The organism is Nocardioides sp. NPDC101246 (genome assembly GCF_044767415.1).
GTDB lineage: Bacteria > Actinomycetota > Actinomycetes > Propionibacteriales > Nocardioidaceae > Nocardioides.
Genome location: NZ_JBIWNX010000001.1, coordinates 416,688 through 440,235, shown reverse-complemented (window position 1 = coordinate 440,235; position 23,548 = coordinate 416,688). Strand labels below are relative to the sequence as shown.

General features: G+C 70.2%; 24 protein-coding genes. 12 read left to right on the top strand and 12 right to left on the bottom strand.

Going from position 1 to position 23,548, the window contains the following annotated elements; all coding sequences use genetic code 11:
• Positions 1–61: 61 nt before the first annotated feature.
• Positions 62–1,261, bottom strand: coding sequence for a glycosyltransferase (locus ACIRON_RS02085; protein ID WP_402988297.1), 1,200 nt, complete (start codon positions 1,259–1,261; stop codon positions 62–64).
• 350 nt (positions 1,262–1,611) lie between these two features.
• Between ACIRON_RS02085 and ACIRON_RS02080 the strand changes: the two genes are divergently transcribed.
• Positions 1,612–2,454: a hypothetical protein gene (locus ACIRON_RS02080; RefSeq protein WP_402988295.1), complete on the top strand. Its 843-nt coding sequence runs from the start codon at positions 1,612–1,614 to the stop codon at positions 2,452–2,454.
• On the opposite strand, the gene ACIRON_RS02075 is transcribed toward ACIRON_RS02080, so the two are convergent.
• Entirely contained in the window at positions 2,438–3,331 is an 894-nt protein-coding gene (locus tag ACIRON_RS02075; protein WP_402988292.1) for a class I SAM-dependent methyltransferase, read from the bottom strand. The genes ACIRON_RS02080 and ACIRON_RS02075 overlap by 17 nt on opposite strands.
• A gap of 34 nt (positions 3,332–3,365) precedes the next feature.
• Between ACIRON_RS02075 and ACIRON_RS02070 the strand changes: the two genes are divergently transcribed.
• Positions 3,366–4,097 (top strand): oxidoreductase, encoded by a 732-nt coding sequence (locus tag ACIRON_RS02070; protein WP_402988289.1) that lies wholly within the window; start codon positions 3,366–3,368, stop codon positions 4,095–4,097.
• A 272-nt stretch (positions 4,098–4,369) separates the two neighbouring features.
• Here ACIRON_RS02070 and ACIRON_RS02065 read toward each other — a convergent pair whose 3' ends face one another.
• A complete protein-coding gene (locus ACIRON_RS02065) occupies positions 4,370–5,164 on the bottom strand; it encodes an HAD family hydrolase (protein ID WP_402988286.1) in 795 nt (264 codons plus the stop codon).
• A gap of 124 nt (positions 5,165–5,288) precedes the next feature.
• On the opposite strand from ACIRON_RS02065, the gene ssd reads away from it, so the two are divergent.
• From ssd to ACIRON_RS02030, 7 genes are all read left to right on the top strand, one after another.
• Positions 5,289–6,338, top strand: a complete 1,050-nt coding sequence (gene ssd / locus ACIRON_RS02060; RefSeq protein ID WP_402988284.1) for a septum site-determining protein Ssd — start codon at positions 5,289–5,291, stop codon at positions 6,336–6,338.
• Positions 6,335–7,501: a TadA family conjugal transfer-associated ATPase gene (locus tag ACIRON_RS02055; protein ID WP_402988281.1), complete on the top strand. Its 1,167-nt coding sequence runs from the start codon at positions 6,335–6,337 to the stop codon at positions 7,499–7,501. Before ssd ends, ACIRON_RS02055 begins: the two co-directional genes overlap by 4 nt.
• Entirely contained in the window at positions 7,498–8,274 is a 777-nt protein-coding gene (locus ACIRON_RS02050; RefSeq protein ID WP_402988279.1) for a type II secretion system F family protein, read from the top strand. Before ACIRON_RS02055 ends, ACIRON_RS02050 begins: the two co-directional genes overlap by 4 nt.
• Positions 8,271–8,987 (top strand): type II secretion system F family protein, encoded by a 717-nt coding sequence (locus tag ACIRON_RS02045; RefSeq protein ID WP_402988276.1) that lies wholly within the window; start codon positions 8,271–8,273, stop codon positions 8,985–8,987. Before ACIRON_RS02050 ends, ACIRON_RS02045 begins: the two co-directional genes overlap by 4 nt.
• A 282-nt stretch (positions 8,988–9,269) precedes the next feature.
• The gene (locus ACIRON_RS02040) at positions 9,270–9,446 is read left to right on the top strand and encodes a DUF4244 domain-containing protein (protein WP_091044736.1); all 177 of its coding nucleotides are present in this window, start codon (positions 9,270–9,272) and stop codon (positions 9,444–9,446) included.
• A gap of 3 nt (positions 9,447–9,449) precedes the next feature.
• On the top strand, positions 9,450–9,833 hold the full coding sequence (locus ACIRON_RS02035) for a TadE family type IV pilus minor pilin (RefSeq protein WP_402988273.1): 384 nt from the start codon (positions 9,450–9,452) through the stop codon (positions 9,831–9,833).
• Positions 9,830–10,201, top strand: coding sequence for an Rv3654c family TadE-like protein (locus tag ACIRON_RS02030; protein ID WP_402988270.1), 372 nt, complete (start codon positions 9,830–9,832; stop codon positions 10,199–10,201). Before ACIRON_RS02035 ends, ACIRON_RS02030 begins: the two co-directional genes overlap by 4 nt.
• Here the strand turns inward: ACIRON_RS02030 and ACIRON_RS02025 are convergent.
• Positions 10,198–10,563 carry a hypothetical protein gene (locus ACIRON_RS02025; protein ID WP_402988267.1) on the bottom strand — a complete coding sequence of 122 codons (366 nt, stop codon included), beginning with the start codon at positions 10,561–10,563 and terminating at the stop codon, positions 10,198–10,200. The genes ACIRON_RS02030 and ACIRON_RS02025 overlap by 4 nt on opposite strands.
• A 15-nt stretch (positions 10,564–10,578) precedes the next feature.
• Positions 10,579–12,885 (bottom strand): DEAD/DEAH box helicase, encoded by a 2,307-nt coding sequence (locus ACIRON_RS02020; protein WP_402988264.1) that lies wholly within the window; start codon positions 12,883–12,885, stop codon positions 10,579–10,581.
• Between the two features lie 186 nt (positions 12,886–13,071).
• On the opposite strand from ACIRON_RS02020, the gene ACIRON_RS02015 reads away from it, so the two are divergent.
• A complete protein-coding gene (locus ACIRON_RS02015; protein WP_091044749.1) occupies positions 13,072–13,407 on the top strand; it encodes an anti-sigma factor antagonist in 336 nt (111 codons plus the stop codon).
• A 50-nt stretch (positions 13,408–13,457) separates the two neighbouring features.
• A complete protein-coding gene (locus tag ACIRON_RS02010; protein ID WP_402988261.1) occupies positions 13,458–14,936 on the top strand; it encodes a methyltransferase in 1,479 nt (492 codons plus the stop codon).
• Here ACIRON_RS02010 and ACIRON_RS02005 read toward each other — a convergent pair.
• Positions 14,884–15,639 carry a hypothetical protein gene (locus tag ACIRON_RS02005; RefSeq protein ID WP_402988259.1) on the bottom strand — a complete coding sequence of 252 codons (756 nt, stop codon included), beginning with the start codon at positions 15,637–15,639 and terminating at the stop codon, positions 14,884–14,886. The genes ACIRON_RS02010 and ACIRON_RS02005 overlap by 53 nt on opposite strands.
• Before the next feature lie 293 nt (positions 15,640–15,932).
• Here ACIRON_RS02005 and topA point away from each other — a divergent pair, with 293 nt between their 5' ends.
• Positions 15,933–18,626, top strand: a complete 2,694-nt coding sequence (gene topA, locus ACIRON_RS02000; protein WP_402988256.1) for a type I DNA topoisomerase — start codon at positions 15,933–15,935, stop codon at positions 18,624–18,626.
• A 66-nt stretch (positions 18,627–18,692) separates the two neighbouring features.
• Here topA and ACIRON_RS01995 read toward each other — a convergent pair whose 3' ends face one another.
• Genes ACIRON_RS01995 through ACIRON_RS01970 form a run of 6 tightly spaced genes read right to left on the bottom strand, consistent with a single transcriptional unit; the run spans position 18,693 to position 23,344 of the window.
• Positions 18,693–19,718, bottom strand: coding sequence for an ion channel (locus tag ACIRON_RS01995; RefSeq protein WP_402988255.1), 1,026 nt, complete (start codon positions 19,716–19,718; stop codon positions 18,693–18,695).
• A complete protein-coding gene (locus ACIRON_RS01990) occupies positions 19,718–21,289 on the bottom strand; it encodes a polyamine aminopropyltransferase (RefSeq protein WP_402988252.1) in 1,572 nt (523 codons plus the stop codon). The genes ACIRON_RS01995 and ACIRON_RS01990 overlap by 1 nt, the downstream gene beginning before the upstream one ends.
• Positions 21,286–21,708: a DUF350 domain-containing protein gene (locus ACIRON_RS01985; RefSeq protein WP_091044761.1), complete on the bottom strand. Its 423-nt coding sequence runs from the start codon at positions 21,706–21,708 to the stop codon at positions 21,286–21,288. Before ACIRON_RS01985 ends, ACIRON_RS01990 begins: the two co-directional genes overlap by 4 nt.
• A gap of 25 nt (positions 21,709–21,733) precedes the next feature.
• Positions 21,734–22,225, bottom strand: coding sequence for a DUF4247 domain-containing protein (locus tag ACIRON_RS01980; protein WP_402988250.1), 492 nt, complete (start codon positions 22,223–22,225; stop codon positions 21,734–21,736).
• Positions 22,218–22,730, bottom strand: coding sequence for a DUF2617 family protein (locus ACIRON_RS01975; RefSeq protein ID WP_402988247.1), 513 nt, complete (start codon positions 22,728–22,730; stop codon positions 22,218–22,220). The genes ACIRON_RS01980 and ACIRON_RS01975 overlap by 8 nt, the downstream gene beginning before the upstream one ends.
• A complete protein-coding gene (locus ACIRON_RS01970; protein ID WP_402988245.1) occupies positions 22,727–23,344 on the bottom strand; it encodes a DUF4178 domain-containing protein in 618 nt (205 codons plus the stop codon). The genes ACIRON_RS01975 and ACIRON_RS01970 overlap by 4 nt, the downstream gene beginning before the upstream one ends.
• Between the last annotated feature and the right edge of the window lie 204 nt (positions 23,345–23,548).

The following is a 23,548-nucleotide window of genomic DNA, read 5'->3' as shown; positions in this document are numbered from 1 at the left end:
ACCGTGTTGGTCTCGACACCGGCTCACTGGCGCTCGCCGGGCTCGACCAACAGTGGTGAGCTCAGACCGCGAGCGGGATGACGGCTGCGTCGGCTGAGTCCTTGATGAGCCGGGCGTACGCATCGAAGAGCCGCTGCTCGGAGAGGCGCTGCCGGTTGCGGAAGATGCGCTCGAAGTGCTCCTCGCGCTGGGCGAAGGCGGCCTTCCAGGACTCGGCCATCTCGGCCGGGTCGAAGCTCGAGACCAGGCGGATGTCGCCGACCATCGCCGGAGCGTCGCCGACCGGCGTGGTCACCGGGACCGCGCCACAGGCCATCCCCTCCAGCAGGCACAGCGGGGCGGCCTCGCCGAACGCCGAGGTGAGCGTGATCAGGTCGGCGGCGTTGTAGAGCGGCGCCATCTGGCTCTGGATCCCGAGGGCGTGGAGGTTGGTCTCCAGCGCCGGCCACGCGCCGAGCTCCTCGGTGATGAGCTGGGCGAAGGCCGGGTTGTCCGCGGTCATCCCGGCGCCGCACATGACGAGATGGGCATCGGGGTGCTCCTGGACGAACCGGCGCGCGGCCCGGACGAAGAGCGGGATGTTCTTCATCTCGTCGAAGCGGGCCGCGATCATCACGACCGGTTCCTCGCCGCTCACACCGAGCTCGGCGCGTTTGCTCGCCCGCAGCTCGGCATCGGTGCGGAACTTGTGGAGGTCCACGCCGTTCGGGAAGACCGGAAGTCGTTCGAGGGGGATCCCGGTCGCCTCGTGGTAGGCCCGCTGGGTCGACTCCGCGCAGCACACCGCGGCGGTCAGCAGCCCGGCTCGGTCGAGCTCGATGAGCTCCTGTACACCGGCTCCCTGGTGCTCCGGGTCGGAGCGGTGCAGCGCGGTGATCAGCGGGGTGCCCGAGGTGCCGACCCTGCCCAGCACCGTGAGCGGCTGCTCCTTGAGGGAGAGCACCACGTCGGCCTTCGCCACCGACTGCGCCACGCGCCTGAGCTGGCTGGTGGTGATCGGGCCCGTCGGCGTACGTCTCAGTGCCCGCACCGGCACGCCGGCCGAGGTCAGGCGGCGGTAGGAGTTGTCGGAGGAGATCCGCTGGGCGGTGAACTCGCGCTGTACGCGGTCGCTGAGGCTCAGCACGCTGTGTCGCTGAGGCGTGGTGGCGTCGAGCGCGCGGACGACTGCGGTGTGCAGGATCCGGGCTCCACCGGCGAAGAAACCTTCGTACAGGGAGAGGACGGACGGGCCGTCCTCGAGATACGTCACGGTGGACATGTCGACCTCACTTTTTCCGCAGGAGGCATCGCCCGAGCGGTGATGGTGGTGGGGCTACGGCAGAGATATGCGGCTTCGTCCGGACGCTAACGCGTCCGTGGGCGCATCCCAAGGCGTCGTCGGCTCGGGGCGAAGGATTTCACTTGATCGTCATCTTCACGCGCGCATCGTAGGGAGCGACGGAGGATTTATCGAAACCGGCGGGGATCCGGGCTCGATTTACGTTATCCGATGTGGCGTACGTCACGCTACGCGTTCATCGACATTGTTCCGTGAACGATTGGCGCGGGTCTCGGACGCGCTGCCGAATACGGCCGCGACGGTGGCTGGATCCCGCTACCTTCGGGCGTATGACGACCGAGGTGACGACGTACCGCTATGTCCGTTTCGCTCTGTGCTGTCTGCTCGCGGGGCTCGCGATCTCGGTGGGTGCCGAGACGATCGCGAGCGGGGAGTGGCAGACCTCCATCTCGTCCTACTACTACACCCCGGCGGGGCCGGTCTTCACCGCGGTGCTGTGTGCGCTGGGCGTGTGTCTGGTGGTGCTGCGGGGCTACACCGACGCGGAGGACACCGCGCTCAACCTCGCCGGGCTCTCGGCGCCGATGGTCGGCTTCGTGCCGACGCCCGAGATCGGGCAGCAGATCGACAAGGCCGCGATCGTCAACAACGCCTGGAGCTATCTGGCGGTGATGGCGATCGGCTGGGTGGTCGTGCTGATCTTCGGGCTCCGCAAGCGAGCTGCCGACGGGGCCTGGCCCTCGCGCTGGGGCGCCGTCGGCCTGGTCTCCGTCGCGGGGGCATGGGTTGTCGGGGTGGGCTGGCTGCTGATCGACCAGGAGAGCTTCGCGACGAAGGCGCACGGGCTGGCCGCGATCTTCACCTTCACGCCGTTCGCGCTGGCGGTCGTGCTCAACACCGACTGGGGCGTGCGGAAGATCGCGCGCGAGGCCGACAAGGCGCGTACGCGGCTGGACAAGACCTACTGGGCGCTGGTCGTGGCGATGGTGGTGCTGCTGGCGGCCGGCATCGTGCTGGGCCTGACCGGCTGGACGTACTGGCTGCTGGCGACCGAGGTCTCGCTGCTGGTCTGCTTCACGATCTTCTGGGTCATCCAGAGCTTCGACCTGATCGATCCCCAGCGCGACGCCCTCACCACGCGGCCGCGGGACCCGCTCACCGGAAGTCGATGAGCAGGTCGTCGTCGCCGTTCTCGGGGTCGGTGATGACGCGAGGGAGGCGTACGGCGGTGTCGGTGCGCTTGGCCAGCGGCACCGTCTGCTCCGGTTCGTCGACCTTCTCGACGACCTCGACGGTGTGCTTGACCTGTGCGTGCGGGAGCACCTGCGCTCGCCAGGCGTGGCAGTTGTAGGGCAGCTGCATGCCGTCCATGCCGCGGCCGTAGCCGTTGTAGAAGGCCAGCACCTCGCGCCGCTTCTGCTCCTGGGCCTCCGGCTCGAGGGTGGCGATGTTGGAGCGCGACTGGACCAGGTCCTGGATCGAGTGGCGGTCGACGATCTGCCAGTGCCGGAAGGCCTGGGCCTCGACCGCGGAGAAGAGCCCGGAGTCGTCGAGGATCGGGGTCGGGTCGAAGCCGCCGTCGTGCTTGCCGATCAGCTTGCCCAGCTTGCGCACCCAGGGGATCCGCTCGTCACGCTCGTTCTGGACCACGGCGAGCCGTCCGTCCGTACGCAGCACCCGCCCGATCTCCGCCAGCGCCTTGGCGTGGTCGAACCAGTGGAACGCCTGGCCCACGACGACCACGTCGTAGAGGCTGTCGCCGATCGGGATCTGCTCGGCGGTGCCGCTGGTGGCGCGTACGTCCGGGAGCTTCTCGGAGAGGATGTCGAGCATCGCGTCGTCCGGGTCGGTTGCGAAGACGTCGTGGCCGAGGCCGACCAGCACCTCGGTGAGCTTGCCGGTGCCGGCCCCGAGCTCGAGGACCGAGCACGGCTCCTCGCCGACCAGCCATTTCACCGCATCCACCGGGTAGGACGGGCGCCCGCGGTCATAGCTGTCCGCCACGCCACCGAAGGAGCGTGCCGGATCGGGGTTGGCTGGGTCCGTCATCTCGGTCAGGGTAACGCGCGCTTAAGGTTGACGCGTGAAGGACGATCCGCTTGCCCGGTTGGTGTCGCTCGAAGGTGTGGCCTCGGGCTTCGCCGCAGCTCGTGACGGTATCGACGTGATGCTGCGTGACCGGGGACTGCGGCGTACGTCTCCGGAGACCACCGCCGAGTCGCTGCTGCGCGGTGCGCACGCCTCTGCCGTACTGGAGGGCTCCTCGTCGTCCTTGGGCGAGGTTCGCGACTCCGGTGGGGACGCGATCGCGCAGGATGCGGTGCGCCTCTCGACCGAGCTGCTCTCGCTGGTGCCGGTGGTGAAGCACGCGCCGTTGCAGGCGTTCGCGCGTCTGCACGCGCTGGCGGCAGGGGCCGCGCTGGAGGCTGAGGAGCTGGGCCGTCCGCGCTCTGCCGACTCGGCCGAGCGGTTGCGGCGTCTCTCCGATCTGCTGCTCGCCCCGACGTCCGCGCCGGCGCTGGTCGTGGCGGCGTTCGTGCACGCCGATCTGGCGACTGCCGCTCCGTTTGCTTCTCACAACGGTCTGGTCGCGCGTGCCGCAGAGCGGCTCATCCTGGTCGCGCGCGGCGTGGACGAGAAGTCGCTGGTCGTGCCGGAGGCCGGCCATCTGGCGCTGCGAGCCGCCTACGAGTCGAACCTGCGTGGCTTCCGCGAGGGTGGTCAGGCGGGGGCGCACTCGTGGCTGCTCTACGCGGCCGAGGCGTTCGCCGCCGGAGCCGAAGCCTCGCCGCTGCGCCTGGACGCGGCCGAGTAGGAGATCCAAAAGCAGGTGGCACCCGGTGGGTTGTGAGCACCGGGTGCCACCGCTGACACGAGTGTTTCTGGTTACCAAGCGTGCAAGGTCTGGTCACTGCGCCGGGATTTCTCCCCGGCTACAGCACCCCATCAGATGGGTGGATCGCCGCGTGGGTGCCTGTCACTCGTGTTCGTCTTGTTACACCTCTGTTTCTACGCTGATCGGCGGCCAGATTCAAGGCTGGAAATTCTGCAGGATGAGGAGGATGATGCCGCTTCTGCAGAATCCGGTCAGGCGCCGAGACGACGGCGCTTCGTGCCCGCCCAGATGACGCCGCCGGCGATCGCGACGGCGCCCCCGACGGCCAGCGCGGCCAGGGTCGGCGTGGACGGGGTCAGCACCCGGCTGCGCAGCGCTACCGGCTTGTTGAAGACCAGGATGTCCCAGCCGCGTTCCTTGGCAGCCTTGCGGAGGTCCTTGTCGGGATTGACCGCGAACGCGTGCCCGACCTCCTCCAGCATGGGGATGTCGGTGACGGAGTCGGAGTAGGCGTACGACTTCTCGAGGTCGTAGCCGAAGCGCTCGGCCAGCTGCTGGACCGCGCGGGCCTTCTCCTCGCGGTAGGCGTAGAGCGCGATCTCGCCGGTGTAGCGGCCGTCCTCGATCTCCATCTGGGTGGCGACCACGTGGTCGGCGCCGAGCATCGCGCCGATCGGCTCGACCAGCTCGGTGCCGGAGGCGGAGACGATGATGACGTCGTGGCCCTGCGCGTGGTGCTGCTCGATGAGCTGCACGGCCTCCTCGTAGACGAGCGGGTCGACCACGTTGTGGAGGGTGTCGGCGACGATCTCCTTGACGGTCGCGACGTCCCATCCGGTGACCATCTCGGAGAGCGCCTTGCGCATCTTCTCCATCTGGTCGTGGTCGGCACCGCCGACGACGTAGACGAACTGTGTGTAGGCCGAGCGGATCATGGCCGCACGGGTGATCAGGCCGCCGGCCTGGAAGTGCTTGGAGAACGCAAGCGTGCTCGACCTCGCGATGATCGTCTTGTCGAGGTCGAAGAACGCAGCGATGCGTGTCATGGCCACATCGTAGACGGCCGCTGGGCGGGCCGATCACCATCCACAGGGCGGGTTCGGTCCGGGGTTGTCCACAGGCGGTGGATTTTCGGGTGGAAAGGTCGGTGTCCCGGCGGATCCTGCTGCCATGGAACCTCTCGTCATCACCTCGGACTCGTTGCTGGCCGCCGAGGCGGCTCGTCTGGCCGCCGCCTCCGGCGTCACCGTCGAGGAGTGCACCGACGCGATCGGCGCCCTGCGCCGATGGCAGCGACCACCACTGATCCTCGTCGGCGCCGACCTCCTGGCCGAGGTGGCATCGATGCGTCCACCTCGAAGAGACGGGGTGTACGTCGTGGGATGGGGCTCGACCGGCGAGCCCCTGCTCCGAGCCGCGCTGGAGGTCGGCGCCGAGACGATCCTCGAGCTCCCGTCGGCCGAGACCGTGGTCGCCGGCCTCCTCGCCGACGTCAGCGACGGTGAGGGTGGCGACGGCATGGTCGTCGGCGTGCTGGCCGGATCGGGCGGAGCCGGTGCGACGACGTACGCCGCGGCCCTGGCCAGCCTCGGAGCCGACCGAGGGTCGACGCTGCTGATCGACGCCGACCGGCTCGGTCCCGGAGCAGGGCGGGTGCTCGGCCTCGACGAGATCCCCGGCGTGACCTGGGGCGATCTCGGGCAGACCGCGGGGCGGCTGGGGGCGCGGGCGCTGCGGGAGGCGGTGCCGCACGTCGGGTCACTGGGCCTGCTGGGATGGCCGGGCGGCGATGTGGTGCCACCGAAGCCGGAGGTGGTGCGCGAGGTGCTCGCCGCCGCTCGTCGAGGCCACGACCTGGTCGTGGTCGACCTGCCGCGCGAGTCCGACGCCGGGACCGAGGCGCTGCTGACCGGATGCGACCTCGTGCTCGTCGTAGTTCGGGCGAACGTCACCGGCACCGCGTCCGCGGCCCGGTTGGTCGCCCGTCTTCCCGAGCGGGATCGGGTGCGGGTCGTCGTGCGTGGTCGGGCGGCCGAACCGGAGGCGGTCGGGCGTGCGCTCGGGCTCCCTGTGATCGCGTCGATGTCCGACCAGCGCGGGCTCTCGGAGGCCATCGACCTGGGTCTGGGGCCGATCCGTTCGAAGCGGGCGCCGCTGGCCCGTGCCGCGGCCGAGGTGCTGATGCGCTGCCGGGTCCGCGCGGGGGTGATGGCCGCATGATCGGCGCCGTCGACATCGCGCCCCAGGTCGTCGACCTCGTCCGCGACCACCTGGCGCGTACGCCGGGAGAGCTCACCCCGCACAGGGTCCAGGAGGCACTGCGTGCGGAGGGTCGGATCGTCGGTGACGCGACCGTGCTGGCGGTCTTCGAGATGCTGCGCCGCGACGTGGTCGGCGCGGGGCCGTTGGAGCCGCTGCTGCGGTTGCCGGGGGTGACCGACGTCCTCGTCAACGGGCCCGATCAGGTCTTCATCGACCGCGGATCCGGCCTGGAGCCCGCTCCGGTCGCGTTTCCTGACGACGACGCGGTTCGACGGCTGGCGCAGCGGTTGGCTGCCGGGGCAGGCCGTCGCCTGGACGACGCCTCGCCGTACGTCGATCTGAGGCTGGGTGACGGCAGCCGGTTCCATGCGGTGCTCGCGCCGCTGGCGCGACCGGGCACGGTGATCTCGTTGCGGGTGCCTTCGGCGCGCGCGTTCACGCTCGCCGAGCTGGAGTCTTCGGGGATGGTGGTTCCCTGGGTGGCCGATCTGTTGCGGCGCCTGGTGCTGGCTCGGTCCGCCTTTCTCGTCTCCGGGGGCACCGGCACCGGGAAGACCACCCTGCTGGCGTCGCTGTTGTCCTTGGTGCCGCCGGAGGAGCGGCTGGTGCTGGTGGAGGACGCCTCCGAGCTGCGTCCGGACCATCCGCACGTGGTCGGCCTCGAGGCGCGCCCGGCCAACATCGAGGCCGCCGGAGCCGTCGAGCTCCATACGCTGGTCCGCCAGGCGCTGAGGATGCGGCCGGACCGGCTGGTCGTGGGGGAGGTGCGTGGCGCCGAGGTCGTCGACCTCCTCGCCGCGTTGAACACCGGCCACGAGGGCGGCTGCGGCACGCTGCACGCCAACTCCGCCGCCGACGTGCCGGCGCGCGTCGAGGCGCTGGCGCTCGCCGCCGGCCTCGGCAGGGAGGCGGCCCACAGCCAGTTCGCCTCCGGGGTGGACGTCGTCGTGCACCTGCGCCGACGTGCCGGCCGCCGGGTGCTGACCGAGATCGCGGTCCCGTGTCGTGGAGCCGACGGGCTGGTCCGGATGGAGACGGCCTGCTCGGTCGACGCCGGCGGTGACGTTCTCGCCGGGCCGGCCTCGGACCGGCTCGAGGGGCTGTTGGGAGCGGAACGGTGAGCGGGCTCAGCCTCGGGCTGGTCGCCTGCCTGCTCGGCGTCGCCGCGGCGCTGCTCGTCCGTCCGCGGGCTGTGCTCGGATCAGGTCCGGCGCCGGTGTGGCGGGTGCCGCGGTGGTCGTTCCTCCTGGTCGCCCTGATCCCCATCGTCTTCCCGGGCAGGGCGGTCGTCGCGGCTGTCCTGCTCGGGATCGCAACCTTCGGCGGGGTCGCGCTGTGGCGGCGCCGCTGCGAGCGGATCGCGGCAGGGCGTACGGCTGACCGGGTGGTGGAGGCCTGCGAGCAGATGGCCGCCGAGCTGGCCGCCGGGCACCCGCCTGGTCCGGCGCTGACCCAGCTCGCCACGGAGTGGCCGGTGATCGAGCCGGTCGCGGAGGCGCAGCGGATGGGCTCCGACGTCCCAGCCGCCTGGCGGCAGGTCGCCGAGGTGCCCGGGGCGGGTGCGCTCCGTGTGGTCGCCGCGGCCTGGCAGATCGCCCACCAGACCGGGAGCGGTCTCGCGGACGCTCTGGACCGGGTGGCGCTCGATCTGCGGGCTGCGGCCGCCACTCAACGGGTGGTCGATGGCGAGCTCGGATCGGCCCGATCCACCGCCCGCCTGATCGCAGGCCTGCCGGTGGCTGCCCTGGCGATGGGCAGCGGGGTCGGCGGCGACCCGCTGGCGTTCCTCTTCGGGTCGCCGGTGGGGCTGGCATGCCTCGGTCTCGGGCTGCTGCTCGGCTGGTTGGGGCTGTGGTGGATCGAGGGCATCGCGCGTGGGGTGGAGGCGAGATGAGTATCTGGATCGCAGCCGTCGCGCTCGGGCTGGCGGCGGCGTTGTTGCCCGCGCCGACCTCACCACTTCCCGTCAGGGTCGCGTCCGTCGCGGATCGGGGCGATCCCGGCGGTTGGATGATGCGCTGGCGAGCGCTGCTGGCTCTGCTCGCGGCCGGCGCCGTCTACTCCTTCGTCGGCGGCACGGCTGGTGCCGTACTCGCCGCGCCGGCGGGTCTCGTCTGCTGGCTGGTCATCGGCCGGGTCGAACCCGCCGAGATCCGACGTGAGCGGGAGGCCGCGAAGGCCGAGCTGCCGGCCTTGGTCCGCCTGCTCTCCGCCGCACTCTCCTCCGGCGCGGCGCCTGCCGAGGCGCTGGTGGCGGTCGCGGCAGCGCTGCCCGGGCCGGCGGCCGCCCGACTCCTGCCGGCGGCCTCTCGGCTTCGCCTGGGAGCAGATCCGGAGAAGACGTGGCGCACCTTGGTGGACGATCCCGCGCTGGCCCCGTTGGGTCGGGCGTTGGCGCGCGCTCAGGCGACCGGTGCCCCGGTCGCCACGACTGTCGAGCGCCTTGCCGACGACCTGACCAGAAATGCCCGCGCCGAGGTCGAGGACCGCGCCCGCGCGGTGGGCGTCAAGGCCGCCGTCCCGCTCGGCATCTGCCTCCTCCCCGCCTTCCTGCTGTTGGGCGTCGTCCCCGTCGTCGGCGGCCTTCTCTCCAACCTCGGCATCTGACCCCATCGGCCGAGGCGTCACCCCGGTCGGCCGAGGCGTCACCCCATCAGCCGAGGCGTCACCCGCGTCGGTCGAGTTGGCAACCGAATGCCGACTCGACCGACGTACGTGACGTCTCGGCTGGCTCTTTTCCCTGGTCAACGGGCCGTTTGTCATCCACAGGGCGGGTTCGGGATCGAGTTGTCCACAGCTGGCGATATGGCGGTCGCGAATGTCGGTGGAGCAGTTCATCGTCGTCCCTGAACGGCCGTACCGACGGCCATCGACAAGAGAGGACCAACCATGGCCAAGGCACATCTTCGGAAGGACGAGAAGGGGATCACGACAGCCGAATACGCTGTCGGCACGGCAGCCGGTGCGGGGCTCGCCGGACTGCTCTACAAGCTGCTCACCGGTGGCTTCGGCAACGACCTGCTCAACAGGCTGTTCCAGCACGTCCTCAGCCTGCTGGGGATCTGAGCGATGGTCCGCGGGCAGCGGGACGAACGGGACGAACGGGGCGCGGCCACCGCGGAGCTGGTGATGGTGATCCCGCTCCTGGTGGCCGTGACCATCGGGCTGGTGTGGTTGCTGTCGGTGGGAGCGGCGCAGATCCAGGTGGTCGACGCGGCCCGGGAGACAGCCAGGGCTGTCGCCCGAGGGGACGACAGCGGCTCTGCCGCCGCCCGCGGACGTCGGGTCGGGCCCGCGGGCACGCAGGTGAGTGTCAGCGCGGGTGCCGAGGAGGTCGTGGCCTCGGCCCGAGCCCGGGTGACCGGGCCCGGTGGGATCTTCAGCTGGATGCCGGGTGTGACCGTTCGCGGCGAGGCGGTCGCCGCGACCGAGGCGACGCCGGGGGAGCAGTGAGCACGGGTCGGTCCGGCAAGGACGAACGCGGATCGGCAGCCCCGTTCGCGGTCGGCGCCATCGGGCTGCTGCTCTTCCTCGGTGCGGCGCTGGGTGTGGTGGGCGCGGTCTTCGTCGCCCACCGCACCGCACAGTCCGCGGCCGATCTGGCGGCGTTGGCGGGGGCCAACGCGCTCCAGGTCTCCGAGGACGCATGCGCGGCGGCGACGACGATCAGCGACCGCAACGGCGCCAGCTTGGAATCGTGCGAGGTCGCCGGGGAGGACGTCACCGTCACCGTGCGGGTCGAGGGACCGCGCTGGCTCGGTCAGCCGGGAGACCCGGTTGCCGAGGCGAGAGCCGGCCCGACGGGGTCACGGTCGGACTAGACGTCCTCTGACCTGGGTAGCGGCTTGGTCTCGGGCCCGGTCTCGGGCTTCGTCTCGGGCGTGGTGTCGGGCGTGGTCCCCGACTTGGCCTCGGCTTCCTGCAGCGTCTTGGCCATGCTCCGCATCTGGCGCTTGTCCTTCATGTACTTCATCTGGTGCTTGCCGCCCCACTTGGTGAGCGAGAAGCCGAAGAGGAGAAGGAGGCCGGCAACGAGGCCGATCACGAAGATCGTGGTCGAGCCGACCGGGAGGCCGAGCAAAGTGGCGGTCGGATCGTCGAGGTCACCGTTACCGGTGGTGAAGATACCCAGCACGATGAGGACTGCGGCAACGACGATCAGCACAAGGCCCAGGATCAGCATCTCCCCAGGGTAGGCCTATTCGTGCAGCAGCAGCCGCAACAACACGATCGCGCCTTGCTTGTCGAGAGGGTTGTTCTGGTTGCCGCACTTGGGCGACTGCACGCAGGAGGGGCAGCCGTCGTCGCACTCGCAGGCCTCGATGGTCTCCAGCGTGGCACCGAGCCACTCCCTGGCGGCACGGAACCCTCGCTCGGAGAATCCGGCCCCGCCGGGATGTCCGTCGTAGACGAAGACGGTGAGCATGCCGGTGTCCGGGTGCGACGCGGTGCTGACGCCACCGATGTCCCAGCGATCACAGGTCGCGATCAGCGGGAGCAGCCCGATCGAGCAGTGCTCGGCGGCGTGGGCGGACCCCGGGATGTCCGCCTCTGCCAGGCCGGCCGCCTCGAGGGCCGAGGAGGGCACGGTCCACCAGACTGCGGAGGTGCGCAGCGTACGTTCGGGAAGGTCGAGGAGCTCCTCACCCAGCACCTCGCCGCTCGGCTGGCGCCGCCGCAGGAAGGAGACGACCTGGTGGGTGACGTCGACGTCGCCGTACGCCAGACGGCACTCGCCCCAGGCGACCTGCTCCCGCTCGGCGACGATCGAGATCTCGGTGATCTCCCGGGCGAAGGTGGAGTAGCCGGGGTCGTCGCGGGAGATGACCGCGACGTTCTCCTCCAGGTCGAGCTCGTGCACGAGATAGGTCTCGCCGCGGTGGACGTAGACGGCGCCGGCATGTGCGCTGGCGTGCGAGCTCGCCGCGTCGACCGTGCCGACGACGCGGCCGGTCTCGGCCTCGATCAGCTGCACCTGCGACCCACCCGAGGAGCGGATGTCGGCGAGGTCGGCGGCCCGTCGGCGGTCGGTCCAGAACCAGCCTCGGGGCCGCTTGCGCAGCAGCCCCGAGGCCACCAGGTTGTCCAGGATCTCCCGGGCGCCCGGCCCGAAGAGCGGCAGGTCCGGCTCGGTCAGCGGGAGCTCCTGCGCCGCGGCGCACAGGTGGGGGCCGACGACGTACGGGTTCGCGGGGTCGAAGACGGTGGCCTCGACCGGCTGGCCGAGAAGCGCATCAGGGTGGGTGACGAGGTAGGTGTCCAGCGGGTCGTCGCGCGCGACCAGGATGCCGAGCGCGTCGCCCGCGCCCCGCCCTGCCCGGCCGATCTGCTGCCAGAAGGCCGAGCGCCTGCCCGGATAGCCGGCCAGCACCACCGCGTCCAGGCCGCTGATGTCGATGCCGAGCTCGAGCGCGTTCGTCGCCGCGAGCCCCAGCAGCTCGCCCGACCGCAGCGACGCCTCGATCGCCCGGCGCTCCTCGGGCAGATAGCCACCGCGGTAGGACGCCACCCGCCCCGGCAGCGAGGGGTCGACCTCGGCCAGCTCGGCGGCCGCGGTCAGGGCGACCTGCTCGGCGCCGACCCGGGAGCGTACGAAGGCCAGGGTGCGAACGTCAGAGGAGACCAGGTCGGCGAGGAGGTCGGCGGTCTCGGCGGACGCCGCGCGGCGCACGGGAGCGCCGTTCTCGCCGGCGTGCGTCGTCAGCGGTGGCTGCCACAGGGCGATCGAGAGCTCCCCGCGTGGTGACGCGTCGGCGGTCACCGGGAGCACCGGAAGGCCGGTGAGTCGCTCGCCCGCGATCGACGGCTCCGCGACGGTCGCCGAGGCGAGGATGAACGTCGGCGAGGAGCCGTAGAGCGCACAGATGCGCCGCAGCCGCCGCAGCACGTGCGAGACGTGCGCCCCGAAGACCCCTCGGTAGTGGTGGCACTCGTCGATGACGACGTAGCGCAGCGAGCGGAAGTACGCCGTCCAGCGCTGATGACCGGGGAGCAACGATCGATGCAGCATGTCAGGGTTGGTCAGGATGTACTCGCCGAAGTCGCGGGCCCAGTCCCGCTGCTCGCGGGTGCTGTCCCCGTCGTGGGTCACCGCGCGCACATCGACGCCCAGCTCGCGCAGCCCGGTCAGCTGGTCCTGGGCGAGCGCCTTGGTGGGTGCGAGGTAGAGGACGCCGGCGCCGCGCTCACCACGTGGACCGCGTCCGTCTCGGATCGCGGTCAGTGCGGGAAGTTGATAGGCCAGCGACTTTCCGGAGGCGGTGCCGGTCGAGACGATCACATGGGTGCCGTCGTGGGCGGCCTCGGCCGCCACCGCCTGATGCTGCCAAGGACGCTCGATCCCGCGAGCGGCGAACGCGGCGACCACATCGGCCGAGGCCCATGTCGGCCAGTCGGCAAAGACGGCCTCACGCGGCGGGACCTGCTCGAGGTGGGCGAGCCGGTCCTCGCGGCCCGGGACGGCCGCGAGCCGGCGTACGAGATCACCGGTCGCTGTCGTCAACACCTGATGATTCTCCCAGAATCCTGGTGGCCGCCACGCTTGTGGCCCCGCATCGTGGCCATGACGTTGCGAGTTTCTTGCGCGCATCCTGGTGAGCCGTGGTTACATTACGATCGACTCCGGCTATCGGACACCAGGCAAGCCGACCGGAGCTGGTTGTCTCACGTTCCTTGGCAGGAGAACTTCGAAGTGGATCTGACGCTTGCGACTCGCGAGCTCGACTCGGCCACCATCGTGGCCGTGGGCGGCGAGATCGACGTCTATACCGCGCCGAAGCTGAGGGACAAGATCACCGAGCTCGTCGCCCGGGGTCACTACGACATCGTGGTCGACCTCGAAGCCGTGGAGTTCCTCGACTCGACCGGCCTCGGCGTCCTGGTGGGTGGCCTGAAGAAGGTGCGCCAGCACAACGGCATGCTCCGCCTGGTCTGCACGCAGGAGCGGCTGCTCAAGATCTTCCGGATCACCGGTCTCGCGAAGGTCTTCGACATCCACGCCAGCGCCGAGGGCGCGGCAGCGGGCTGACCCGGGGCCACAGACGACTGACCGCGCGGAGCGCACACTAGGCTCCAGGTGTGAGTGATCTCCCGCACCGGCTCCGTGACGCCCTTCAGCAGGCCGACTTCTCCTACGACTCTGTCGCCGAGCTGCTCGGCCCGATCGCCCACGGCGCGCTGAGTCGCAACGAGACGCTGCCGGGCCGGCGGCGCACTCATGGAGGCTCCCCCCTGGAGACCCTCATCCGGCTCTTCCTGCTGCAGACGACCGTCTCCCTCGACCACGCCGAGGCCGCCCTCCCCGGGCTCGTCGACCGGCTCGCCGTCGAAGGGATCCTGGAGCAGTCGGTCGGCGAGGTCGCGGCCCGCCTTGACGTACGTCCGTACGCCACCGATGACACCGCGCTCTGGGTCGTCTCCGACCTCACCCCGGGGCTCGACGGCGGACCGCAGCGCGTCGGCCACGAGCACGTGCTCGGGATCAGCCCCGCCTCGACCTCCCTGGCGCAGCTGACCATCCGCGACCAGGTCGGCACCGCCCTCGATCTCGGCACCGGCTGTGGCGTCCAGGCCCTCCACCTCGCCACCCACAGCGACCGGGTGGTCGCGACCGACGTCAATCAGCGAGCCCTGTGGATCACCACGTTCAACGCCGCCCTCAACGACGTGGCGGACCGGATCGACGTACGCAACGGGTCGTTCTTCGAGCCCGTCGCCGGTGAGCGCTTCGACCTGATCGCCACCAACCCGCCGTTCGTGATCAGTCCGGCAACCGGCGAGCGCCTCGTCTACCGCGACTCCGGCCTCCCCGGCGACCAAGTGGTCGAGGACATCGTCAGGGCCGCTCCCGGCATGCTCACCGAGGGCGGCTGGTGTCAGATCCTGGGCAACTGGATCATCTCTGAGGACCAGCCCTGGGACGACCGCCTCGAGGGATGGCTCGCGGACGAGGTCGACGCGTTCGTGGTCCAGCGTGAGGTGCTCGACCCCGCGGCGTACGTCGAGCTGTGGCTCAAGGACTCCGGCCACCACGGCGCCCAGGACTACCTGACCCGCTACGACACCTGGCTGTCCTGGTTCGAGGAGCACAAGATCGAGGGCGTCGGGTTCGGCTGGATCAATCTGCACCGCACGGGCACGGCCAACCCGAAGCGCGAGCTCCTCGAGTGGCCCTACGACGTCGAGCAGCCGATCGCCCCGGCGCTCGCGGCGTGGGGCGAGGCGGCCCGCGTCGAGGTCACCGAAGACTCCACGCTGGTGCTCGTCGAGGACGTCCAGCAGGAGACCCTCGGCCAGCCCGGCGCCGAGGACCCCAGCACCGTCATCCTGCGCCAGCAGCGTGGCCTGCGCCGCGCGCGCCAGGCGGACACGATCGAGGCAGCTTTCGCAGGCGCGTGCGACGGTGACCTGACCGTCGGTCAGATCCTCGACGCGCTCGCGCAGATCCTCGACCGCGAGCCCGCGGTCGTGCGCAGCAGCTACCTGCCGATCGCCCAGGAGCTGGTCAGCGAGGGCTTCCTCCGTCCCGAGCCAGGCACGCCTGGTCCCGCAGCCTGATCAGGCGTCTGCGCACGCTCGAGACCAGCAGGTCCGGGTAGCCCAGCGGCTCGAGATCGGGAAGGTCGCGCATGCCCCATGGCCGCTGGGTCTGCCACGGCCAGAAGCCACGCAGCGCGGCCGCCAGCTGCTTGCCGTAGGCCGCGGGCATCCTCGTGACGCCCAGCCGCTCCTTCAGCTCGGTCGCGGTGACCAGGCCGCCCGGTCCGGCGAGCCCGTTGGCGCCCAGGACCGTCCAGACGATCCCGGCCGCGACCTGAGCCGGCTGGGTGGGCCGGTCGACGACCAGCGGGTCGATCTCCCACAGCCGCAGCAGCGCCCGCCGCAACGCGTTGCCCACCTCTGCGACCGGGAAGTCGGCCGCGACCTCGTCGAGCAGCGCGGCCACCGCCTCCAGCTGCGTACGTCCTTCCGCATCCTCCAGGACCGGCACGTCCAGGCCGTCCTCGGTCAGCGGCGCGGCCGCCAGCGCGGAGACCGCCTCGTGGCCGCCGCACAGCGCGGCCAGCCAGTCCAGGGCCACCTCGTGGTCGGGTCGTGGCGGTGTGTCCGGCTCCGACCAGCGGGGCCGGGTGAGCTCGGCCTCCAGGCGCTCCAGGATCAGGTTGGTCCTGGTGAGCAGCTGGGCGCACTCGGAACAGACCAGATGCTCCGGGGGCGTGGCCAGACCTTCCATGTAGTTGATGTATTCGGCGTCGATCATCAGCAGAGACCTCTCGGGTTGTGATGGGTCTCGCCGTCCTCGAAAGCCACCTTAGGGACGACCACCGACAGTTTCTGGACAGGTCCGGATGAGACACCGATTTCACGCTCCCGCCGCCGAGCGTGCTAGGTATTGTCTCCGCGGCGCCCGAGGCAACACGCCATGTTGTCCGACAGTTCGGTGCCGCTTGAACCGCGGTGACTGGACCCATGCCGGCTGGAGACACGCGCTAACGTGTCTCGCCAGAGCTTGTCAGTGGTGCCAGGCTCTGCTGCAGTGAGATAAGGACGTCAGTGGCACACAAGTTGGTGATCGTCGAGTCCCCGGCGAAGGCTCAGAAGATCGGCGGATACCTCGGACAGGGGTATGTCGTCGAGGCTTCCGTCGGGCACATCCGCGACCTTCCGCAGAGCGCGGCAGACACCCCCGCCAAGATCAAGGACAAGCCGTGGGGGCGCTTCGGCGTCGATGTCGACAACGGCTTCACCCCTTACTACGTCGTGCCCAGCGACAAGAAGAAGCAGATCGCCAAGCTCAAGTCGCTCCTCAAGGACGCCGACGAGCTCTACCTCGCCACCGATGAGGACCGCGAGGGTGAGGCGATCGCCTGGCACCTCCTCGACGAGCTGAAGCCGAAGAAGGGCATCCCGGTCAAGCGGATGGTCTTCCACGAGATCACCAAGCCCGCGATCCTGGCCGCCGCCGAGAACCCCCGCGAGCTCGATATGGACCTCGTCGAGGCCCAGGAGTCCCGCCGCATCCTCGACCGTCTCTACGGCTACGAGATCTCCCCGGTGCTGTGGAAGAAGGTCATGCCCCGGCTGAGCGCCGGGCGCGTGCAGTCCGTCGCCACCAGGCTCGTCGTCGACCGCGAGCGCGAGCGGATCGCCTTCCGGACCGCCTCCTACTGGGACCTGGCCGGCACCTTCGACGCCGGCTCCGACCACGACCCGCGGATGTTCCCTGCCAAGATCACCTCGATCGACGGCGGCCGGGTCGCCCGCGGCTCCGACTTCGGTCCGGACGGCCTGTTGAAGGGCGACAAGGTCGTCCACCTCGACCGCACCCGTGCCGAGGCCCTCGTCGCCGCCCTCGAGGGTCAGACCTACGAGGTCCGCAGTGTCGAGTCCAAGCCCTACAAGCGCAGCCCGTACGCCCCCTTCCGCACCACCACGATGCAGCAGGAGGCCAGCCGCAAGCTCGGGATGAGCGCGTCGACCACGATGTCGGTCGCCCAGCGTCTCTACGAGAACGGCTTCATCACCTACATGCGTACCGACTCCACGACCCTGAGCGGAGACGCCGTCAGCGCGGCCCGCGCTCAGGTCCGGGAGCTCTACGGTGCCGAATACCTGCCCGATGCCCCCCGGACGTACGCCTCGAAGGTCAAGAACGCCCAGGAGGCGCACGAGGCGATCCGCCCCGCGGGTGACTCGTTCCGCACCCCGGCGCAGACCGGTCTGACCGGCGACCAGTTCCGCCTCTACGAGCTCATCTGGATGCGCACCGTCGCCTCCCAGATGAAGGACGCCGTCGGCAACTCGGTCGCGATCCGCCTCGGCGCCACGGCGGCCACGGGCGAGGACGTGGTCTTCTCCGCGACCGGTCGCGTGATCACCTTCCACGGCTTCCTGAAGGCGTACGTCGAGGGCACCGACTCCGCCGACCAGACCTCCGACGACCAGCAGACCAGGCTCCCGAACCTCGCCGAGGGCGACACGGTCAACGCGGCCAGCCTCACCGCCGACGGCCACGAGACCAAGCCGCCTGCTCGTTACACCGAGGCCACCCTGGTCCGTGAGCTCGAAGAGCGCGAGATCGGCCGCCCGTCGACCTACGCGAGCATCATCCAGACGATCATCAACCGCGGGTACGTCTTCAAGAAGGGCACCGCGCTGGTCCCGGCCTGGGTCGCGTTCTCGGTGGTCAGGCTGCTGGAGGAGCACTTCCCTCGCCAGATCGACTACCGGTTCACGGCGAGCATGGAGGAGACCCTCGACGAGATCGCCAACGGCCGCAAGGACATGACCACCGAGCTCGGGGAGTTCTACTTCGGCTCCGAGCGGGTCAAGGGCATCAAGCCGCTGGTCGACGGTCTGGGCGACATCGACGCCCGTGAGCTGGCGACCTTCCCGGTCGGTGACAAGGAGTCGGGGGTCAACCTCCGCGTCGGTCGCTACGGCCCCTACATCGAGGGCCCCGGCGACGACGGCACCCCGTTCGCGGTGCGTGCCAACGTCCCCGACGACCTGCCGCCCGACGAGCTCACCCTGGAGAAGGCGAAGGAGCTCTTCGCCAACCCCGCCGGCGAGGAGCTCAACCTCGGCGTCCACCCCGACACCGGGCTCACCGTGGTAGCGAAGAGCGGACGCTTCGGTCCCTACGTCACCGAGCAGCTCCCCGAGGACGCGAAGAAGGGCGCCAAGCCCCGCACCGCCAGCCTCTTCAAGTCGATGTCGCTGCAGACGATCTCGCTCGAGGACGCGGTCAAGCTGCTGACCCTGCCCCGGGTCGTCGGCACCGGCGCCGACGGCGAGGAGATCACCGCCCAGAACGGCCGCTACGGGCCGTACCTGAAGAAGGGCACCGACTCCCGCACGCTGAGCTCCGAGGATCAGCTGCTCACGATCACCCTCGAAGAGGCCGAGCAGATCTACTCCCAGCCGAAGCAGCGCGGCCGTGCCGCCGCCAAGCCCCCGCTCAAGGAGCTCGGCCCCGACCCGGTCTCCGGGCAGCCGATGGTCGTCAAGGACGGCCGCTTCGGTCCCTACGTCACCGACGGTGAATACAACGCCACTCTCCGCGCCGCCGACGACCTGGAGACCCTGACCGCCGAGCGCGCGGCCGAGCTGCTCGCCGACAAGCGCGCCAAGGGCCCGGCGAAGAAGACCACCAAGCGGACGACGAAGAAGACCACGAAGAAGTCCACGGCGAAGAAGTCGACCGCCAAGAAGACGACCAAGAAGGCCGCGACCAAGAAGGCCTGAGCCGTACGCCGCGGTGCGGCCGCCTTCAACGACAGAACCCCGCCATGGCGGGGTTCTGTCGCTCTGTCAGCCGAGCGACCCAGCCACCTCGTCGTAGTCCAACCGGTCGGCCGCGATGTAGAAGAGCCGCGCGCCGGGGGAGACGGGCAGGTCCCAGGACGGGCTGACCTGGATGCCGTCCTCGGCACTTACGGCCAGGAGCGTCGCGCCGTGCTTACGGCCGAGAGCCCCTTGCCAGGCCTCGACCGTCGAGGTCGCGGCCGAGGCAGGCACGGTGAGCGAGTAGGTGCCCTTGCCCCCGGCGGTGGCGAGCTCCTGGTAGACCTCCGCGATCCCCGGGTCGCTGAGCTCCTCGGCGATCAGCTGGGTGTTGTGCCACTGGACGCAGTGGACGGTGGTGTCGACACGGAAGATGGTGCGCTGCACCCGCAGGTCCCGCAGCGCGACGATGGTGTGCACCGACGGCGCGGCGGTGTTGGCGGCGACGGTGAGCGTGACCGCCTCGTTGTCGTCACGCGGGTCGATCAGCACGCTGTGCGCGCAGGACAGCCCGGCGCGAGCGAGCACGTCGAGATCGGTGATGTCGCCACGTACGAAATGGAGGCGGTCCTCCCCGGGTAGCGGGTGCTCGGCGAGCTGGTCCTCCCAGGTCGCGAGCACGACCTCGCGGTCGGGCTCGGAGAGCAGCTCGACCAAGATCCGCTCGGTGCGCCCGGCGGTGTAGCCGAGCATCACGATGTGGTTCTGCCCGCTGAAGCTGATCTCTCCACGCATGCGGCGTCCTTTGGCGTTCTCGATGATTGCCGAGATCCGGCTGAACAAGATGGCGAGGGTGGTGATGGAGCCGAAGACGACGTACGCCCCGACGAACCGGCCACCGGTGGTCTCCGGGAAGAGGTCGCCGTAGCCGACCGTGGTCGCGGTGACCAGGAACCACCACCAGTAGTTGGCGGGGTGCACGATGTCGCTCTCCGGCTGGGCCAGTGCCATCGCGATCCAGCCGGTGACGAAGACGAAGCCGATGATCGCGAGCGGGAGCACCCAGGCGTAGTGCCGCGAGGTGCGCCGGACCAGTCGGATGAAGAAGAACATCAGTAGCCCACCCAGCCGTTCCGGGCGTAGTCCAGGATCGCCGGGTCCAGCAGGGTGGTGATCGATGTCGGCCGCTCGGCGCGGTCGGGCGGGAACGAGGAGGCGGCCGCGAGCACGGCGTCGCTGGCGTACCGCAGCCCGCCCGGCGCCTCGTCGTCGAGCGCGAGCTCGGGGGCGGAGCCGTCGCGGGAGGCGAGCACGTAGCCCCAGTTCCCGAAGGAAGGTACGTCCGCCTGGTAGGGCGTGGTCCGGTAGCCGGCCTCGGTGAGGGTGTGCCGCACCGACCAGAACGCGTCCGGCGCGAAGAACGGGCTGCCCGACTGCACGACCATCCGTGCGGACGGGGCCAGCAGCCGCGCGATCATGCTGTAGTTCTCGACGGAGTAGAGCTTGGCCAGCGAGGTCGAGTCCGGGTCGGGGAAGTCGGCGATGACTACGTCGAACGGTGCCCCCGAGTAGTCGCGCACCCAGGAGAACGCGTCGTCGGCGACGTACGTCAGTCGAGGGTCCTCGAGGGACCCCGACGTCAGCGATGACACCGGATCGAAGGAGCGCGCCAGCGAGACCACCGCAGGGTCGAGATCGACCAGCGTCACCGACGAGACCGACTGGTAGCGCAGCACCTCCCGCGCCGCGAGCCCGTCGCCACCGCCGAGGATCAGCACCCGCTGGTGCGGCCCGTTCATCGCCGGATGGACGAGCATCTCGTGGTAGCGGTACTCGTCCAGCGAGGAGAACTGCAGGTCACCGTCGAGGAAGAGGCGTACGTCGTCGAACTCCGGCCCCACCGGAGCGCCGCGGGTCACCACGATCTCCTGGTAGGCCGAGCGCTCGGAGTGGATGATCGGGTCGCGGTAGAGCGCCTGGCGGGCGTTGAGCTCGAAGGAGTCGGCCGTCACCGCGGTCAGGCCGAGGGCGACCGCGAGCGCGCCACAGATCGCCGTCACCGTCCCACGCTGCCGGCGTGAGCCTGCCAGCGCAACGCCGACCGTCCAGGCGGCGAGGACGTTCAGGGCAGCCGTCGCCACCGTCCCCACCAGCAGCCCCAGGGTCGGCAGCAGCACGAACGGGAACGCCAGCCCGCCGATGAGCGCCCCGACGTAGTCGACCGCGTTGATGTCGGCGACCGCGAGCGAGGCCTGCTGGCGCCGCAGCCGCTGCAACAGCTCCATCAGCAGCGGGATCTCGGCGCCCACCAGAGCGCCGATCAGGAACGTCACCAGCAGCATCATCGGGGTGTAGAGGTGCAGCCACGCGAACGCCGCGTAGAGCGCCGGCACCGAGGCGCCGCCGACCGCGGCCAGCGCGATCTCGACCCCGACGAAGGCCCGCAAGGGACGCGCGGTCAGCGGCTTGGCGAGCACGGCGCCGATGCCCATCGCGAACATCGACACCGCGATCACCAGCGACGTCTGCGCGATCGAGTTGCCGAGCAGATAGCTCCCCAGCGTCACCAGCGCGAGCTCGTACACCAGGCCGCACGCCGCGCAGACGAACACCGCCGCGAGGACGAGCAGCCGAGCCGCTCGTCCCGCGGGCAGCGCGGACAACGAGGGAAGGGTCAGGCTCACGTGATCGAGGCCGCCACGATCACGCCGACGGCCAGCTGCACCGCGACGGCGACCCAGATCGCCGGGTCGTCCTTCTCGTCGGTCATCAGCTCACCGAGCCGGCCCGGGGTGAGCAGGTCGAGGATCACGAACGCGAACGCGAGCAGGGCGATCCCGATGAGACCGTACGCACCGGTCTCGGCGAGCCCCTGAAGCGTGTCCGCCTCCGCGGTGTAGATCGAGGTGGCCACGATCGTCGCGATCGCGACGACCGAGGAGCCGAGCAGCAGCGCCGGGTCGCGGCGGTGCTCGACGAAGATCAGCTGCCCCAGCCGGCCGGGCGTGAGCAGGTCGATCACGTAGAAGCCGATCATCAGCAGAACCAGCCCGAGGGCGGCGAAGGCAACGGTGGACAGCAGTCCGCTCACAAGGTCAGTCATCGGTTCATCTCCAGTCTGGGGGTGGTCACTTGCCGAATCCGCTGCCGCCGCCGCGGAAGGAATCACCGCTGCTGCCGCCACCGCTGTTGCGGCCGTAGAAGCTGTTCCAGCCCCACAGTCCGATCACCGTGGCGTGGCTGCGGTAGCCGCGGTCGTACTCGTAGAGCGTGATCGTCGAGCCCGAGGGCGTACGCGGCTCCACGACGACCAGCCAGTCGTCGTCGTAGCGCAGGTAGTGGCTGGATCCCTCGGCCCGGTTCTCGTCGGCGTCGGTGCCGCTGGCGATCTGGTTGGCGACCGAGCTCACCGAGCCGTCGTCCTCGAAGACGATCCCGCCCTCGCTGTCGGGGTCGGTGCCGCTGACGTGGTCGAAGTTCTTGCGCAGGTACTTCTCGGGGCTGTTTCCGTCGCCGGAGACGGCGATGACGATGATGATGGCGAGCGCGACGCATCCCGCGACGATCGCCCAGCCGATCAGCTTGCGGTTCGAGCCCCCGGAGCCGTTGGGTTCAGACACTTGTGACCTCCTCGGGCCGGTAGCTGGTGGTGGTGGCGACGATCTCGCCGGTCTGTGGGTAGGTGTGCCAGGTGTTCCAGGTGATCTGCCGCTCGCCGACCTTGTCGAGAGCCAGCGCGGTCACCGCGTGCGGGTCGCCCGGGAAGTGCGCGACGACCGCGTCCGTACGCCCCTCCAGCCGCTCCACGAGCCGCGACGCCTGCGCGGCGAGCTCCTCGGGTCGCATCTCACCCACGTGCGAGGCGAGGCGGTAGCCGCCCGCCGCGTGCGCTGCGGGAAGGGGTGCGGCCTCGGCGATCCCGCACGCGACCGTCTCGTGCAGGAGCGGGCGGCCGTGGCGACGTACGACGACCTGGTGGCTGGCCCCCAGGACGCTCAGCGTGACCGTCAGACCGGCCGTGAGGCTCACCGTCCGGGAGGCCAGCGGGGTGCAGGGGATCGGTGCGAGGGTCCAGCGCAGGGTGTCACCCCGTACGTCCGCGAACGGGACGTCGAGGAGCGTCACTCGTCGTCCAGGGTGGCGGGCCGGTCGGAGGAGGGGTAGACGGTCAGCTCGAACGGCTGCAGCACCTCGCCGAGGGAGGGCTCCCAGTTGCTGCCCCACTTCTCGAAGCCGAGCAGCTTGCCGTCGACCGCCTTGTAGTCGGCGTACTCGGCAGTGCCCGACGGCGCGGTGCCGGTCGCGCCGGTGGCGGTGAAGGCGGCGGCGCCCTTCTCCTGGAGCCGGTAGGCGACGCCGCCGACGATGATGTCGCGGTCACCGACGGTGCCCTGCTCGATGTCGCCGAGCGGGATCGCGTGCCACAGCGAGACCTCGAAGCTCTCGTCGTCCTCGATCGAGAGCCACTTCTTGCCCTCGGCGTCGTCGAGCATGTGCTCGGTCCAGCGGTAGCCGTGCTCGTCGAAGTCGATCCGCCCGCGGACGAACCAGTTGTGGCCCAGGTACTCGATGACGTCGCCGTTGCGCACCTGGCGCAGCTGGTCGGAGGCGTGCTTGTGCTGGTCGCCGATGAAGTCGTCGGGTTCCTTCTGCGCCGTCGGCTGCTGCCGGCTCTTCCAGAGCAGGTAGGCCGCGACCGCGAGGGCGGCCAGCAGCAGGACGATCAGGACGTAGATCACCAAAGACTCCTTGGGTCGGCGTGAGGGCGACCCGAACCTTAGCCTGGCGATGTTCGGTTCGGCAGCCTGAATCGCGGCGGCGCCGGGCGGCGTACGTCTCATGTCGGTGGCACCCCGTAGGTTTGGCTCGTGAACGAGCGTCAGCGAGTGAACCATGAAGTCATCACGCAGCCGCGTCCGTACTCTGGCGCTTGCGCTACGGAG